This is a genomic window from Kitasatospora sp. NPDC023118, assembly GCF_055560875.1.
The window spans coordinates 124754-139887 of record NZ_JBVHHW010000015.1 but is presented as its reverse complement, the minus strand read 5'-3'; the positions used below and the strand labels follow the sequence as shown (position 1 = coordinate 139887).

Genomic DNA, 15134 nt, shown 5'->3' with positions numbered 1-15134 from the left:
GTAGCTGCCCGCCCTACGCCGCTCCACCGCGCCCGGGGGCCTACACCTCAAGCGCGGCCGGTAGGGTGGCGCCGCACGGACACGGCGAACCGGAACGGGGCGGGCAGATGGCCAGCGGCAGCAGCGCGAACGGTGACGGCACGGGGTTCTTCGCGTCGGTGGCGGACACCGCCGACCGACTCGCCGCGACCGGGTACCTGGCCTCCACCGCCGTGGCCACCACCGTCTTCCTCGCCGACCGGCTCGGCAAGCCGCTGCTGGTCGAGGGCCCGGCCGGGGTCGGCAAGACCGAACTCGCCAAGGCCGTGGCCGAACTCGGGCAGGCGCGGCTGGTCCGGCTGCAGTGCTACGAGGGCATCGACGAGGCTCGCGCGCTCTACGAGTGGAACCACGCCAAGCAGCTGCTGCGGATCACCGCCGGCCGCGACGAGGGCTGGGACCAGGCCCGCACCGACATCTTCGGCGAGGAGTTCCTGCTCACCCGCCCGCTGCTCACCGCCATCCGCGGCGAGGAGCCCACCGTGCTGCTGATCGACGAGATGGACAAGGCCGACGTCGAGGTCGAGGCGCTGCTGCTGGAGGTGCTCAGCGACTTCCAGGTGACCGTCCCCGAGCTCGGCACCATCACCGCGAGCCGCCGCCCCTTCGTACTGCTCACCTCCAACGCCACCCGCGAACTCTCCGAGGCCCTGCGCCGCCGCTGCCTCTTCCTCCATCTCGACTACCCGGATGCCGAGTTGGAGTGCCGGATCGTCCGGCTCAAGGTTCCCGGCCTGGACGACACACTGGCCGCCTCCCTGGTGCGGGTGGTCGGCGCGCTGCGCGCGATGGAGCTGCGCAAGGCGCCGTCCGTCGCCGAGACCATCGACTGGGCCCGCACCCTGCTCGCCCTCGGCGCGGACACCCTGGACGAGACGGTCGTCCAGGACACCCTCGGGGTGATCCTCAAGCACCAGGACGACGTCCGGAAGGCCGCCCAGAAGCTCACCCCCGCATGACGGCGCCGCAGCCGGCCGACACCGCGGCCCGACTGACCGGCCTGGTCCGCGCCCTGCGCGGGCACGGCCTGCGGATCGGCCCTGCCGAGACGGTGGACGCCGCCGCCGTGCTCGACGTGCTCGGCTTCGCCGACCGCGAGCAGATGCGGGCCGGCCTGGCCGCCGCCCTGCTGCGCTCGGACGGCCAACGGGCCGTCTTCGACGCCTCTTTCGACCTGTTCTTCCCGCTCGGCGTCGGCACCCCCGAGGCCCTGCGCGCCGACCCGCCGCCGCTGCCGGACGACCCCGAGCCACCGCGCTTCGGCCGCCCCGACCCGCTCCGCGACCAGCTGCGCGAGCGCCTCGCCGCCGCCCTGGCCGCCGACGACCGGGCCGCCCAGGCCAGGCTGGCCGGCGAGGTGGTCGAGGCCTTCGGCCGGTACGGCACCGGCAGCACCCCGGGATCGGACGGCTGGTCCGCCCACCAGGCGCTCGGCCGCCTCTCCCCCGAGACCCTGCTTGCCCGCATCCTCGCCGCCCTGCGCGAGAACCGCGGACCGGAGGACCTCTCCGACCGCGTCCTCGCCGATGAGATCCGCCGCCGCATCCGGGACTTCCGCGCCCAGGTCACCGGCGAGGCCCGCCGCCGGGTCGCCGAACTGCGCGGCGCCGAGCGGATCGCCGAACGCGCCGTCGCCCCCACCGCCGACCGGATCGACTTCCTCCACGCCGGCCGCGAGCAGCTCGCCGAACTACGGCGCACCGTCCACCCGTTGGCCCGCAAGCTGGCCACCCGACTGGCCGCCCGACGCCGCCGCGCCGCCCGAGGGCAGATCGACCTGCGCCGCACCCTGCGCCGCTCGCTCGGCACCGGCGGGGTGCCGCTGCGCCCGGCGTACCGGCTGCGCCGCCCGGCCCGGCCGGAGCTGGTGCTGCTGTGCGACGTGTCCGGCTCGGTGTCGGGCTTCGCCGACTTCACCATGCTGCTGGTCGGGGCGATGAGCGAACAGTTCAGCAAGGTCCGGGTGTTCGCCTTCGTCAACCGCACCGCCGAGATCACCGGCCTGCTCCGGGAGGACAGCGCCGACCCGGCCCGGCTGGCCGCCCGGATCCTCGCCGAGGCCAAGGTGACGGGCTACCACGGCAACAGCGACTACGGCTCCGCGCTCGGCGAGTTCGCCGACCGCCACCTGGACGCGGTCGGCCCGCGCACCTGCGTGCTGATCCTCGGCGACGCCCGCAACAACCACCGCGACCCCGACCTGGACGCGCTGCGCCGGATCGCCGGCCGGGCCCGGCGGGTGTTCTGGCTCAACCCCGAACAACCCGCGCTCTGGCCGACCGGCGACTCCGCCGCCCTCGCGTACGCGGACGTCGTGGAGATGCACCCCTGTCGCAACGCCCGCCACCTCGGCGAGCTGATCGCCCGCCTGCTGCCGGTGTGAGAATGGCCTAGTCCAGCGTCTTCAGGAAGTCCAGCAGCGCCTCGGTCACCTCGGCCGGCCGCTCCTGCTGCGTCCAGTGCCCGGTCTCCGGCAGCCGGACGTGCCGGTGCAGCTTGGGCAGCCGGCCCAGCAGGTAGGCCAGGGCCTCCGGCGGCACCATCGCGTTGACCAGGTCCTGCTCGCCCGCGATGTACAGCGCCGGCACCTCGACCCCCACCCCGGTGAAGGCGGCCAGCAGTTCGGCGTTGCGGTCCATGTTGCGGTACCAGTTGAGCCCGCCGGTGAAGGCCCGCTCGCCGTGCGTGGCGTAGTCGGCCGTGAAGGCGTCCAGGTCCGCGTCGGTGAGCCAGTCCGGCAGCTTCTCCGGCTCCGGGACGGTGTCCAGCAGGCGCTTGCCCTCGGGGATGATCCACGGCCGCGGCACGCCGTCCGGCTGGATGCCGCACAGGATGCGGCGCAGGCTGGACTTGACGTCAGCGGCCAGTTCGGCGTCGGCCCGGCCGGGCTCCTGGAAGTAGAGAACGTAGAAGCCCTCGCCGAAGTTCTCCCGGAAGCCCTGCAGCGGCGGCGGCCCGCCCACCGGCAGCGGCGGCACGCTCAGCCCGGCCACCCCGCGCACCAGGTCCGGCCGCAGCGCGGCGGTGGCCCAGGCGACCGGCGCGCCCCAGTCGTGGCCGACCACCACGGCCCGCTCCTCGCCCAGCGCGCCGATCAGCGCGGTCACGTCCCCGACCAGGTGCAGCAGGCTGTACGCGTCCACGCCCTCGGGCTGCGAGCTGCGGGCGTACCCGCGCTGGTCGGGGGCGACCACCCGGTACCCGGCCTCGGCGAGCGGTGCGAACTGGTGCCGCCAGGAGTACCAGCTCTCCGGGAAGCCGTGCAGCAGCAGGACCAGCGGCCCCTCGCCCTGCTCCGCGAGGTGCAGCCGGACGCCGTTCACCTCGACGTGGCTGTGCTTGATCGCGTCGTTCAACTCCGCTCCCAATTCGCTCCGATGGATCCGTTCGGTGGGCCCGTCCGACCCCCTGCCCAGCCCAACGCCCCGGCAGTCCCCGCGCGTTCCCGTCCCGGCGCGGACACGCGGAAAGCAGCCGAGGCCGCCCCGGGAATTCCGGGACGGCCTCGGCCTCAGCGGCGCGCTGAACTGATTGAGCGTCAGTTCACCGTGTAGCTGTACGGGATCGCCGCGAGCACCGAACCGGTGGTGCCCAGGCTGTTGTTGGCGGTCGGCGTGAAGGTCGGGCCGGACACCAGGTAGAGAACACCCTTGACCGTGCTGCCCTTCGGGCCGGTCGGGGTCACGGTCACCTGCAGCGAGCCGGTGGCGCCCGGGGCGACGGTCACCGGGTTGGCGGCCGGAGCGGAGGCGTTGACACCGGAGGCGTACGGGTCACCGGTGCTGGAGGCCAGCGCCGGGTCGAACGCCAGGGTGTGCGCGCTGGCGGTGATGGTGGAGGTGCCGGCCGGCGCGGCGTTGTTGCCGAACGGGCCGATCTGCTGGACGAAGGTGCCCCAGGAGCCGGGGACGACCGGCTGCTCGGCGCTGCCCTTGTCGGTGACGACCGAGATGGTCGAGCCGTCCTGGGCCTTCTTCAGGTCACCGAACAGGTCCGGCGAGCCGGTGGTGGCGCTCAGCTCGATCTGCGCCGGCGTCGAGGACGCCGCCACGGCCTTGAGCTGGTCGGTGCCCGGGGGCACCAGGAAGCCGGGGACCGAGGAGGTGAGGCTCAGCGGCAGGTTGACCGAGGCCGAGGCGCCCTGCGGCACCAGCGGCAGGTCGACGCGCTTGTCGAGCCGGCCGTCGGCCGCGATGCGCTGGGTGGCCGCGGTGTTGTTGGTGTAGTTCACCTGGACGGTGACCGGCTTGCCGGCCTGCAGCTTGGTCTTCGCGTCGTTCGGCAGGCCGGCCGCGGTGGCCTGGTTCTGGTTGAACGCGATGGTGCCGGTGAAGTCCTGGGAGAGCTCCTGGCCGCTGACCGGGCCGAGCACGTTCAGGACGAACCGCCAGTGGCCCTCGGCCGGGTTGACGGTGGTGGCCGAGACACCGTTGGAGCTGCCGGTCAGGTTGCCCTGGGCGTCGAACAGCGCGTTGCCCTCGATGTCGATCGGGGTGCCGTTCGGGCTGATCAGCGCGCCCTGCATGAGCAGGTTGGCGTCCTTGGCGACGGTGACGCCGACCCGCAGGTCCTTCTGGCCCTTCGGGACGTCGAAGCCGTAGGTGAAGCTCTGCGTCGGCGAGGAGCCGCGGCCGTTGCCGCCGGTGATGGTGCCGGTGAAGGTACCGGTGCCGTTGGTGACCGGGACGAGGCTGCGCAGGATCACCGGAACGCTGGTGGTGTTGCCGTTCGCGCTGGAGACGGTGACCGCCTCGCTCGAGTCGCCGCTGGTCGCCGGGGTGGTGAGCTGGACCTTGAGGGTCTTGGTCTCACCGGGCCGCACGTCGGTGCTGTTCGGGCTCACCGCGCCGGCCGGAACCGCGCGCTGGGTGGAGGTGCCGAACTGGACGTCGCCGGTGTAACCGGCCTTGCCCGCCGGGGTGTACATGATCGCGGTCCACTCACCGGCGACCGGGTGCGGGACGTCCACCAGGCCGAAGTTGGCCGGGGTCGCGCCGCCCTGCGGACGGGTGTTGGTCTCGAAGCGGCCCGACGGGTCGAGCAGCGTCATGCGGACCACGGGACCGTTGGTGACCGGGTTCGGGCCGCCGTGCCAGGCGATCGACGCCGCGAGGCGGTCGGCACCGGCCGGAACCGTGAACTTGACCTGCTTCTGCACCCAGTCGGCACCGTTGGTGGCGTACTTGAAGGTGTCGGTGGAGGCCGAGTCCATCTTGACGGTCTGCTGGTTGTTCGCCAGCGGCGCGAAGCTGCGGGTCGCGGCGCTCACCGTCTGGGTCTCGTCACTGGTGTTGGTGACGGAGATGTCGGCGGTGTGGGTCGAGCCGGGGGTGCCGGAGATGCTCAGCTGGCCGGTGTTGACCACGACGGTCCTGGCACCGTCGGTGCCGTCGCCGTCGTCGTAGCCGCGGGCGGCCTCGACGGCGGCCCGGACGTTCAGCAGACCGGCGCCCTGCTCCTCGGCCGGAACGCCGAGGTCGGTGGCGGTACCGGTGATGAACTTCTTCACCAGCGCCGGGGACGGCGAGTCGCCGCCGTGGGTGTCGCGGTAGGCCTGGATGACCAGGGCCGCGGCGCCGGTGACGAACGGGGCGGCCTGGCTGGTGCCACCGAAGGGCTGGATCGCCGAGGGCTTGCCGTTGAAGTCGGTGCACTCGGTGTACTTGGTGGTGTCGGGGGTGCAGAGCGCCCAGTCCGACTCACCCGGGGCGACCAGGTCGACGGTCCGGCCGGCCTGGGTGAAGCCACCCGAGGACAGCGCGGAGATCCGGTTGTTGCTCCAGGTCTTGTTGGAGAACTTGGAGGCCGCGTAACCGGTCTGCTGGTAGTTCTGGTTGTCCGTCGAGGCACCGACCGCGATCACGTTCGGGTCGGTGGCCGGGGTGCCGATCGTCCCGCTCAGGCCCGCGTCACCGGAGGAGACGGAGACCGTGACACCGGCCTTGACGGCCTGGTCGTTGAAGAGCGAGATGGTGTCGTGCGCGCCGCTGTCCGGGGTGACGTTGCCACCGAAGGACTCGTTCAGCACGTCGACGTGGGCGACCCGCACCGCGTAGTCGATGGACTGCAGGATCGACGAGTTCGACATCATCTCGCCGCCGGCCTTCAGCGCGACCAGGTCCGCGTCCGGGGCGAGGCCCTTGATGCGGATGTTGCAGCCGGCCGGCAGCGGGTGCGAGGAGTTGACGAACTTGGAGACGTCGTAGGTCTGGCGCCCCTGGGCGATGACCGCCGAGGCGTCGCCGAAGGCCTCGGCGGCGCCGGACGGCGCACCCCAGCCGTCACCCGCGAAGTCCTGGTAGTCGACGACGGCGTGCGAACCGTCGGCCCGGATGAAGTCCGGGTTGTTCGGGTCGAGGCTGTCGGCGATGTAGGCGACCTTGACGCCCTTGCCGGTGGCCAGGTCGGCCGCGCCGGGCTGACCGTTGCCGGTCACGCCGCGCACCGAGTACAGGCCCTCCGGCTCCAGCAGCGGCTTGGAGGGGTCGGAGGGGCAGACCGCGTTGGTCGCGTTCTCCTCGGGCTGGCCGTTGCTGCCCGAAACGGCCTCCGGAGCGGCGCCGCTCTTGGCCGCACCGGCCGTGGCGTCGTCCGCGTTCTTCGCCTTGGTCGCGGCGACCGGGGCCACCTGGACCTGCGTGTCCGCCACCACGGTGGCGACCGCCGGGTCGGCCTGCAGCTTGGCACGCAGCGCCGGGCTGACCGTGGCCGAGAAGGCGTTGCCGACCACGAAGCTCTTGATGTTGGTGCCGCCGTTGGCCTTGACCTTGTCCAGCAGCGGCGCCTGGGAGTTGGCGGTCTTCTGCTGGCGGTCGCCCAGGTGGCCGTGGTCGGCCGGGGCGTCCGCTATCTGGTCCTTCAGGATCACGATCACCGGTGCCGGCGCCCCGTCCGCGGACGCCGCCTGGGCGTTCTGCGGGTCCTGGAGCGGGGCTGCGTTGGCGATGGTCCCGAGAGTCAGGACCATGGACGCGGTGGTGACCGTGACGGCGGCTGCAAGCTGGGTCTTCCGCCAGCCGATCAATGGACATCCTTTCGTCTGATGAGACGTCAGGTTGCACGGCCCAGCGTACGCGGATCCTGGTCGGACGCACGGTTGCTCCGGACCGCGCGTCCCGACAGCGGTCGCATTCCAGCGCATCCGACACGACCGCGACAAGGGGGGAAATCCCCATCAGGAAGTAAAAATGACCATCGGAAAGTAAAATTCACAGTATAAATCGCGCCGAGTCCGTCCCTTTTTCACCGATCAGAGCCGGTCAGGGACGGTCAAAACTGCCCGCTGCGGCAGCAAAAGTGCCGGTGGCGGACTCTCGACAGTGGCGGAACATCGCCACCGTCCATCCGCTCGCCACCTGCTCGCTACCTACTTGTCGACACTTCGACCCTTCCTTCCCCGTCGACCGCGATCGAAACAACGCACAGCGGCGAGGCCGTCCGGGCAGCCGGGGAATTCGTCCACACCCCCGGGCATCCGGGCGTTTCCGCAGGGAGTTTCACCGGGCGGCATTCCACGAGGCGCTTTCAGGACGAGCCGCCGGCCCGCTCCTGAGCCTCCGCCAGGTCCTCGGCGGTCGGCGCGTCGTCCTGGGTCAGCCGGTGGCGCCAGTACCCGGTGAAGTCGATGTCCGACTTCGGCACCCCCTGCTCCTCGATCAGGCACCGGCGGATCGCCCGGACCGCCCCCGCCTCCCCGGCCAGCCAGACGAAGGGCTCACCCCCCGGCAGCACGGCGCCCCGGAACGCCTCGGTCAGCACGGTGCCCGGGGCCGCGCCGTCCCGGTACAGCCACTCCACCTCCAGGTCGGCGCGGCTCTCCAGCTCCTGACGTTCCGCCCGGTCGGCGACCTCGATCCACACGTACGCCCGCTCTCCCTCGGGCAGCGCCTCCAGCAGCGTCGCGATGGCCGGCAGCGCGGTCTCGTCCCCGGCCAGCAGCACCCAGTCGGTGTCCGCCGCGGCCTCGGCGAGCGGCACCGACGGGGCGTACAGCGCGGACGGCCCGACCATCCCGAGCCGGTCCCCCGGCGCGGCCCGCAGCGCCCAGCCGGCGGCCGGCCCGGTGTCGCCGTGCAGCACGAAGTCGATCTCGATCCGCCGGGTTCCCGGCTCCCGGCGGCGCAGGGTGAAGCTGCGCAGCAGCGGACGTTCGACCTCGGGGATCGCCAGGTAGGCCTGGTACCAGCCCATCGGGTCGTCCTGCGGCGCGGGTAGGACCGGCTCGCGCTGCCCGGGGCGCGGGAAGCAGAGCTTGAGCTGCTGGTCGGGCGCGGTGCCGACGGTGTCGGCCAGGGCCTCGGCCTCGAAGGTGACCCGGGCGGTGCGCGGCGTGATCCGGCGAACCGCCACGACCTCGACGAAGGTGACGGGCAGTGTCATCGCGAAACCCCTTCGATTGGTAACCTTACGGCATAAAGAGTTGCCGCCGCGAGGACACTTTACGCCATAAGGAGACACCGGATGACCGTCTACGCCGGGCAGGGTGACGCCCGCCGCTCGCTCGCCCTGCTCTGGGGCACGCCTGAGGAACCGCGCACCGGACGCAGCGGCCCCAAACCGGGCCTGAGTGTGGACGCGATCGTGTCCGCCGGAATCGCGGTGGCCGACGCCGAGGGCATGGCCGCACTGTCCATGCGCGCCGTGGGCGAACGGCTCGGCCGCACCGCGATGGCGCTCTACACGTACGTGCCCGGAAAGGCCGAACTGCTCGACCTGATGCACGACCGGGCGCTCGCCGAACTACCGGGCGACCTACCGCTGTTGGACGGCTGGCGAGTCGCCGTCGAAGCCTGGGCCGAGCAGTTGTACGCCTGCTACCTGCGCCACCCCTGGGTGCTCCAGGTCTCGCAGGCCCGCCCGGTACTCGGACCCGCCGAACTGACCGCGATGGAGGGCCTGTTGGCCGCCCTGCAACCCACCGCGCTCACACCGGAGCGGTTGCGCGGGGCCGTCGCCGCACTCTGGCAGTTCGTCCGCGGCACGGCCGCCACCACCGCCGACACGCGCGGCGCGGCCGCCGCCACCGGCATCACGGACGAGGACTGGTGGACCGCTCGATCCGCCCAACTCGCCCAGTTGGCACCGGACTTCCCGTCGCGCTTCCCGCTGCTGACCGCACTGCAGAGCGCCACCGGCGGCGCGCCCGAGGACAGCGGCCGGGAGGCCTTCCGCTCCGGACTCGCGGTGCTGCTCGACGGCATCGCGGCCGGGGTCCCCGCATAGCCGCGCCGGGCGGCGGGGGTGTCCGCCTAGCCCCGGCGGGCGGCGGGGATCGCCAGCAGCACGCCGAGCACCAGCAGGGCGGCGTACCCGACGGTCTCGTGACCGTCCGGCACCAGGAGGCGGACGAAGCCGAACAGCCGGAACCCCCCGAGCCGGTCGGCCAGCAGGCCGGAGCCCCCGCCGAGGATCAGCACGAAACCGAGGTAACCGAGCAGGTTCTTCATACCCGTGAGCCTAGGAATACGCGACCGCCAGTTCATCCGACTTTCGGCGCGGACCGGGGCCACCAAAGTCGCGGCCCCTCTCCCCGCGCCCGCGTCCCGGTGGCTCCGGACGGAGCAGCAGCACCGGCGGCCCGGCGGCGGCGCCGGTACGTTCGCGGTGTGCAACCAAAGCGGATACAGCAGAAGTCACTTTCCGTCACCGGCCTCGCCGCCGCCTCCGCGGCCTCGGCCCTGGTGCTCGGCATCGGCGCCACCGCCGCCTCCGCGCAGGACGCCGGCTCCACCGTCGGCGGCGAGCGGCTCGGCCGCCCGTCCGTCCAGGTCGCCCCGCTGGCCGGGGCGCCCGCCCTGCCCTCCGGGCTGAGCGGCCGCTCCTGGCTGGTCGCCGACGCCGCCACCGGCGAGGTCCTCGCCGCCCGCGACGCCCACCGGCCGCTGCCCCCGGCCAGCACCCTCAAGATGCTGTTCGCGGACACCGTGCTGCCCAAGTTCGACCGCTCGCTGGAACACCAGGTCACCCCCGCCGAACTCGCCAACCTCGGCGTCGGCAGCAGCCTGGTCGGCGTCAAGGAGAACATGCCGTACCGGGTCGAGGACCTCTGGCGGGGCGTCTTCCTCAGCTCCGGCAACGACGCCGTGCACGTCCTGGCGAACATGAACGGCGGCGTCGCGCAGACGGTCGCCGAGATGCAGACCCGCGCCCACTCCCTGCAGGCCCTGGACACCAAGGTGGTCTCCCCCGACGGCTACGACATGGACGGCCAGGTCTCCTCCGCCTACGACCTCACCCTGTTCGCCCGCGCCGGGCTGCGCAACGCCGACTTCCGCTCCTACTGCTCCACCCGCACCGCGCGCTTCCCCGGCGGGCTGGACAAGACCACCGGCCAGCGCACCACCTACGACATCGCCAACACCGACCGGCTGCTCGGCAAGTACCCGGGCCTGATCGGCGTCAAGAACGGCTACACCACCAACGCGGGCGCCACCTTCACCGGCGCGGCCGAACGGGACGGCCGCACCCTGCTGGTGACGGTCATGCACCCCGATGCGCAGAGCAAGGTCTACGACGAGGCCGCCAGCCTGCTCGACTGGGGCTTCGCGGCAGCCGGCAAGGTCCAGCCGGTCGGCCGGCTGGTCGAGGACCTCGGCGTCCTGACGGCCGCCTCCCCCGACGCCGCCCCCGACGCCGCCCCGGAGGCCGCGGCCGCCGACCAGCTGCCGCCCTGGTCCCGCCAGCCCGTCCTGCACAACAGCGGACCAGGCCTCACCCCCGCGCTCTGGTCGGCCGGCATCCTCGGCACCGCCCTCGCCGTCTGGGGCGCCGCCCGCGCCGCCACCCGCAGCCGCACGGCCCCCGCGTCCGCCCCCGCCCCCGCGTCCGCCCCCGCCCCCGGTGCGCCCGGCGAGCCCGCTGTCGGCTCCACCGGCACCGCCGAGATCGGCTCCACCGGCACCGCCGAGATCGGCTCGACCGGCGTCGGCGGTCCCAGCCACCGTCGCCTGACCCGCCGCGCCCGCGCCCTGTTCCACGAGGCCCGCGCCCGCCGGACCTCCTGAGCCGCGGACGTTCCCTCTACACTTCGGGCCATGACCACGCCTGACCCCGCCGCCCCGGACCGGCTCGCCCGGATCGTCAGCCTCTCCTCCGGGAGCTACCTGCTCGTCACCACCTTCAAGAAGGACGGCACCACGGTGCCGACCCCGGTGTGGGTGGTGCGCGACGGGGAGGCGCTCGGCGTCTGGACCGTCGCGGACTCCTGGAAGGTCAAGCGGATCCGCAACCGCCCGGACGTCCTGGTCGGCCCCTGCGACGTCAAGGGCCGCCCGACCGGCAAGCAGTACCCGGCCACCGCCGAGGTCCTCGGCCCCGAGCGCACCGCCGCCTACCGCACCCTGCTGCGGCAGAAGTACGGCCTGCTCGGCGTGCTCACCCTGCTCGGCAGCCGGCTGCGCCGCGGCGAGCGCGGCACCGTCGGAATCCGGATCACCCTGACCTGATCGCTCCAGGGGGGTGGGGGTCCGTCGGCACGCCCGGCAGGCCGACAAGCTCCGTGGCAGGCTTGACGGCCATGGAAGAGAACGAGGCCGCGCCGCCGGTCCTGCTGGTGGTGGACGGCGCGAACGTGGTCGGCTCGGTGCCCGACGGCTGGTGGCGCGACCGGCGGGGCGCCGCCGAGCGGCTGCGGGACGCGCTGGTCCCGCTCGCCGCCCGGGGGCTGCCGGACCTGCCCGGCCCGCTGGAGGTGGTGCTGGTGGTCGAGGGCGCCGCCCGGGGTGTGACCGGCCTGCCCGAGGTGCGGGTGGTCGCGGCGGGCGGCAGCGGCGACGACCGGATCGTCGAGCTGGTGCGGGAGGCCCGTACCGAACAGCCGGAGCGGGAGTGCCTGGTGGTCACCGCCGACCGTGAACTCCGCGCCCGGGTCGGCGCGTTGGGTGCGGCGGTGACCGGTCCGCGCAGCGTGCGGCCGTGATCCGGCCTCGGGTCAGCGGGGCTGGACGGCGTACATGCCCCAGTGGATCGACGGATCCGAGGTATCCACGGTGAACTGGAGGTCCCGGCCCTCACGGGCGGGGACCTCCACGGAGCCGACGCCGGTGGCGTCCACCGGGCACTGCACCGTGAAGTCGGCCGGGGCCAGGCCTCCGACGTGCACCTGCACCGAACCGCCGCCCCGGCAGCCGACCTTGACGGTGAACGGCAGTGTCGGGATCACCGCGGCAATCACCGCGCCACCGTTCCCGGTCCAGTCCGGAATCGAGAGGATGACGTCCTCCGTCTCCGGGGCGGGCAGGATCTCACCCGTTCCCGGCTGACCGATCGGCCCGTGCGGAGCCGACCCCCCGGCGTCGGTCGGCTGCGCCGACGCCGTCCCGGCGAGCGCCACCGTCGCCCCCAGCACTCCGGCCGCCGCGGCGAGCACCCGCTTCTTCGTCCGCTTCATCACTGTCCCCCTGCCGTGTTCATGCGTCGCGCCGGTCTTCGGCACACGAAGTGATCGTACGAGGCCGAACGGCGCCGGGGGACAGTGACGAACACCACCCCGAGGATCTCCGGCCGCGTCTGCGAACCGGATCCGGGAATCTCGTCAGCGCGGGAACCAGCGGCTCCGGTCGTCCGACTGCTGTGGGGTGAGTGCGAAGTCGCCGGGTGTCCGGCCGTTGAGTGTGCTGGTGGGGTTCGCCCTGCTGCTGGTGGTGGTGTTCGTGGTGGCGTTTGCGGTGGGAAGGCAGGCGGGGCCGGTGGCGCCGGGGCTGTCGCCGAGCCGGGGCGGCGGGGCGTCGCCCGGGATGGGCGGGCACGACATGGGCGGGATGCGGTGAGCCCGGTCGCGGGGGCCGACGCCGGGGCGCTGGTGTCCACCGATCTGGCGGTCGGCGGGATGACCTGCGCGGCCTGCGTGGGCCGGGTGGAGAAGCGGCTGGCGCGGATCGACGGGGTGACGGCCGGGGTGAACCTGGCGACCGGACGGGCCCGGGTGCTGCACCCGGCCGGGGTGTCCGTCGAGGATCTGGTCACGGCGGTCGAACGGGCGGGCTACACCGCCGAGTTGGCGTCGGCGGGGGTGCCCGGCGGGTTGGCGGAGGAGGAACCGGACGAGCGGTGGCGGCTGTTGGTCACCGCCCTGCTGGCCGTCCCGGTGCTGGTGCTGTCGATGGTGCCCGCGCTGCAGTTCACCGCCTGGCAGTGGGTCTGCTTCGCGCTGGCCGTGCCGGTGGTGACCTGGGGTTCGGCGGGCTTCCACCGCCGGGCCCGGCAGGGTCTGCGGCACGCCGCCGCGACCATGGACACCCTGGTCAGCCTGGGTGTGGTGGCCTCCTTCGGCTGGTCGGCGTACGCGCTGCTCCTCGGCGGGGCAGGCCAGTTGGGCATGCGGATGCCGTTCTCGCTGACCGCCGACGGCGGCGGCACGGCGCACGTCTACCTGGAGGCGGCAGTCGGCGTGCCGCTGTTCGTGCTGGCCGGGCGGCTGCTGGAGGGCCGGGTGCGGCGGCGCAGCGGCTCCGCGCTGCGGGCACTGGCCGAGCTGGGCGCCAAGCAGGTATGCCTGCGGGCGGAGGACGGCGAGGAGCGGCTGATACCGATCGAACTCCTGCTGCCGGGGCAGGAGTTCGTGGTACGGCCGGGAGAGCGGGTGGCCACCGACGGGGTGGTGGTCGAGGGCGGTTCGGCGCTGGACCTGAGCCTGCTGACCGGGGAGAGCGTGCCGGTCGAGGTCGGCCCGGGCGACCAGGTGGCGGGTGCGACGGTGAACGTCGGCGGCGCGCTGGTGGTCCGGGCGACGGCGGTCGGCGCGGACACCCAACTGGCCCGGATCACCGCGCTGGTGGCGGACGCCCAGGCCGGAAAGGCGCGGGCCCAGCGGCTGGCGGACGCGGTGGCCGGGGTGTTCGTGCCCTGCGTGCTGACGGTCGCGGTGTGTGTGCTGGGCTTCTGGCTGGGCGCGGGCGCGGCCCCGCAGGCGGCGGTCACGGCGGCGGTCGCGGTGCTGGTGGTGGCCTGCCCGTGCGCGCTGGGTCTGGCGACCCCGACCGCGCTGCTGGCGGCCACCGGGCGCGGCGCCGAACTCGGCGTGCTGGTGCGCGGCCCGGAGGTGCTGGAGAGCCTGCGCCGGGTGGACACCGTGGTGATGGACAAGACCGGCACGCTCACCACCGGCCGGATGGAGCTGGCGGCGGTGACGGTGGCCCGGGGCTCCGCCGAGGAGTTCACGGCGGAGCCCACCGGTGAGTTCACGACGGAGTTCACAGCGGAGTTCACAGCGGAGTTCACGGAGGAGGAGGTGCTCCGGCTGGCCGGCGCGGTCGAGCACCGCTCGGAGCACCCGATCGGACGGGCCGTCGCGGCGGCCGCCCGGGAGCGGTGTGGTCCCCTCCCGCCGGTGGAGGGCTTCGCGGCCACGGCCGGTCTCGGGGTGTCCGGCACGGTCGAGGGCCGCGCCGTCCGGGCGGTACGGCCGGACGGCGTCTCCCTGCCCCCGGAGCTGGCCGAGGCCGTGGCGGCCGCCGGGGAGGCGGGCCGCACGGCGGTGCTGGTGGAGCTGGACGGGCGGGGCGCGGCAGTCCTGGCAGTCGGCGACACGGTGCGCTCGGGCAGCTGGCGGGCGCTCCACCGGCTGCGCGGGATGGGCCTGGAGACCGTACTGCTGACCGGCGACGGCCCGGGCGCGGCCCGCGCGGTGGCGGCCGAGCTGGGCATCGAGCGGGTGCACGCCTGCGCCTCGCCCGAGCGCAAGGCCGAGGTGGTGGCCGAACTGCGGGCCGCCGGACGGACGGTGGCGGTGGTCGGCGACGGCGTCAACGACGCGGTGGCGCTGGCCTCGGCGGACCTCGGGGTGGCCCTGGCCTCCGGCAGCGACGCCGCGATCGGCGCGGCCGGGCTGACCTTGGTGCGCGGGGACATCGAGGCCGTGGTGGACGCGGTGCGGCTGGCCCGGCAGACCTTGGCGACGATCCGGGCCAACCTGCTCTGGGCCTTCGGCTACAACCTGGTGCTGATCCCGCTGGCGGCCGTCGGACTGCTGAACCCGATGCTGGCGGCGGTCGCGATGTCGCTGAGCTCGCTGCTGGTGGTGGGCAACAGCCTGCGGCTGCGCACCTGGCAGCCGGGGCGCGGCCGGCAGACGGGGGGTCGACGATGAGGACGACGAG

Annotated in this window: 13 protein-coding genes; 7 read left to right on the top strand and 6 right to left on the bottom strand. The window is 73.5% G+C overall.

The features are described 5' to 3' along the window. The first annotated feature begins 107 nt into the window (after window positions 1-107). Both ACZ3UD_RS21020 and ACZ3UD_RS21015 read left to right on the top strand, forming a co-directional pair. Window positions 108-998, top strand: coding sequence for an AAA family ATPase (locus ACZ3UD_RS21020; RefSeq protein WP_465589581.1), 891 nt, complete (start codon window positions 108-110; stop codon window positions 996-998). Next, on the top strand, window positions 995-2422 hold the full coding sequence (locus ACZ3UD_RS21015) for a vWA domain-containing protein (protein WP_465589578.1): 1428 nt from the start codon (window positions 995-997) through the stop codon (window positions 2420-2422). The genes ACZ3UD_RS21020 and ACZ3UD_RS21015 overlap by 4 nt, the downstream gene beginning before the upstream one ends. Before the next feature lie 7 nt (window positions 2423-2429). Here the strand turns inward: ACZ3UD_RS21015 and ACZ3UD_RS21010 are convergent, their stop codons facing one another. From ACZ3UD_RS21010 to ACZ3UD_RS21000, 3 genes are all read right to left on the bottom strand, one after another. After that, window positions 2430-3395: an alpha/beta fold hydrolase gene (locus ACZ3UD_RS21010; protein ID WP_465589575.1), complete on the bottom strand. Its 966-nt coding sequence runs from the start codon at window positions 3393-3395 to the stop codon at window positions 2430-2432. A 182-nt stretch (window positions 3396-3577) separates the two neighbouring features. Continuing rightward, entirely contained in the window at window positions 3578-7006 is a 3429-nt protein-coding gene (locus tag ACZ3UD_RS21005) for a S8 family serine peptidase (protein WP_465589572.1), read from the bottom strand. 557 nt (window positions 7007-7563) lie between these two features. Further along, on the bottom strand, window positions 7564-8418 hold the full coding sequence (locus ACZ3UD_RS21000; RefSeq protein ID WP_465589569.1) for a siderophore-interacting protein: 855 nt from the start codon (window positions 8416-8418) through the stop codon (window positions 7564-7566). Window positions 8419-8499: 81 nt separating this feature from the next. Between ACZ3UD_RS21000 and ACZ3UD_RS20995 the strand changes: the two genes are divergently transcribed. After that, window positions 8500-9261, top strand: coding sequence for a TetR/AcrR family transcriptional regulator (locus ACZ3UD_RS20995; protein WP_465589566.1), 762 nt, complete (start codon window positions 8500-8502; stop codon window positions 9259-9261). A 26-nt stretch (window positions 9262-9287) separates the two neighbouring features. Here ACZ3UD_RS20995 and ACZ3UD_RS20990 read toward each other — a convergent pair whose 3' ends face one another. Continuing rightward, window positions 9288-9485 carry a hypothetical protein gene (locus tag ACZ3UD_RS20990; protein ID WP_465589563.1) on the bottom strand — a complete coding sequence of 66 codons (198 nt, stop codon included), beginning with the start codon at window positions 9483-9485 and terminating at the stop codon, window positions 9288-9290. Between the two features lie 159 nt (window positions 9486-9644). Here ACZ3UD_RS20990 and ACZ3UD_RS20985 point away from each other — a divergent pair, with 159 nt between their 5' ends. From ACZ3UD_RS20985 to ACZ3UD_RS20975, 3 genes are all read left to right on the top strand, one after another. Then, entirely contained in the window at window positions 9645-11042 is a 1398-nt protein-coding gene (locus ACZ3UD_RS20985; protein ID WP_465589560.1) for a D-alanyl-D-alanine carboxypeptidase family protein, read from the top strand. Between the two features lie 30 nt (window positions 11043-11072). Then, window positions 11073-11483: a PPOX class F420-dependent oxidoreductase gene (locus tag ACZ3UD_RS20980; protein ID WP_465589557.1), complete on the top strand. Its 411-nt coding sequence runs from the start codon at window positions 11073-11075 to the stop codon at window positions 11481-11483. Between the two features lie 71 nt (window positions 11484-11554). Further along, window positions 11555-11956 (top strand): NTP pyrophosphohydrolase, encoded by a 402-nt coding sequence (locus ACZ3UD_RS20975; RefSeq protein WP_465589554.1) that lies wholly within the window; start codon window positions 11555-11557, stop codon window positions 11954-11956. A gap of 12 nt (window positions 11957-11968) precedes the next feature. On the opposite strand, the gene ACZ3UD_RS20970 is transcribed toward ACZ3UD_RS20975, so the two are convergent. Both ACZ3UD_RS20970 and ACZ3UD_RS20965 read right to left on the bottom strand, forming a co-directional pair. After that, on the bottom strand, window positions 11969-12427 hold the full coding sequence (locus ACZ3UD_RS20970) for a hypothetical protein (RefSeq protein WP_465589552.1): 459 nt from the start codon (window positions 12425-12427) through the stop codon (window positions 11969-11971). Window positions 12428-12571: 144 nt separating this feature from the next. Beyond that, complete coding sequence (locus tag ACZ3UD_RS20965; protein WP_465589549.1) at window positions 12572-12790, bottom strand: hypothetical protein; 219 nt, start codon at window positions 12788-12790, stop codon at window positions 12572-12574. 12 nt (window positions 12791-12802) lie between these two features. On the opposite strand from ACZ3UD_RS20965, the gene ACZ3UD_RS20960 reads away from it, so the two are divergent. Next, window positions 12803-15124: a heavy metal translocating P-type ATPase gene (locus ACZ3UD_RS20960; RefSeq protein ID WP_465589546.1), complete on the top strand. Its 2322-nt coding sequence runs from the start codon at window positions 12803-12805 to the stop codon at window positions 15122-15124. The last annotated feature ends 10 nt before the right edge of the window (window positions 15125-15134 follow it).

Coding starts and splice junctions, on each gene's coding strand:
- ACZ3UD_RS21005 (WP_465589572.1), bottom strand. CDS start 7,006: ATGGTCCTGACTCTCGGGACCATCGCCAACGCAGCCCCGCTCCAGGAC.
- ACZ3UD_RS21015 (WP_465589578.1), top strand. CDS start 995: ATGACGGCGCCGCAGCCGGCCGACACCGCGGCCCGACTGACCGGCCTG.
- ACZ3UD_RS20975 (WP_465589554.1), top strand. CDS start 11,555: ATGGAAGAGAACGAGGCCGCGCCGCCGGTCCTGCTGGTGGTGGACGGC.
- ACZ3UD_RS20995 (WP_465589566.1), top strand. CDS start 8,500: ATGACCGTCTACGCCGGGCAGGGTGACGCCCGCCGCTCGCTCGCCCTG.
- ACZ3UD_RS21020 (WP_465589581.1), top strand. CDS start 108: ATGGCCAGCGGCAGCAGCGCGAACGGTGACGGCACGGGGTTCTTCGCG.
- ACZ3UD_RS21000 (WP_465589569.1), bottom strand. CDS start 8,418: ATGACACTGCCCGTCACCTTCGTCGAGGTCGTGGCGGTTCGCCGGATC.
- ACZ3UD_RS20970 (WP_465589552.1), bottom strand. CDS start 12,427: ATGAAGCGGACGAAGAAGCGGGTGCTCGCCGCGGCGGCCGGAGTGCTG.
- ACZ3UD_RS20990 (WP_465589563.1), bottom strand. CDS start 9,485: ATGAAGAACCTGCTCGGTTACCTCGGTTTCGTGCTGATCCTCGGCGGG.
- ACZ3UD_RS20980 (WP_465589557.1), top strand. CDS start 11,073: ATGACCACGCCTGACCCCGCCGCCCCGGACCGGCTCGCCCGGATCGTC.
- ACZ3UD_RS20965 (WP_465589549.1), bottom strand. CDS start 12,790: ATGTCGTGCCCGCCCATCCCGGGCGACGCCCCGCCGCCCCGGCTCGGC.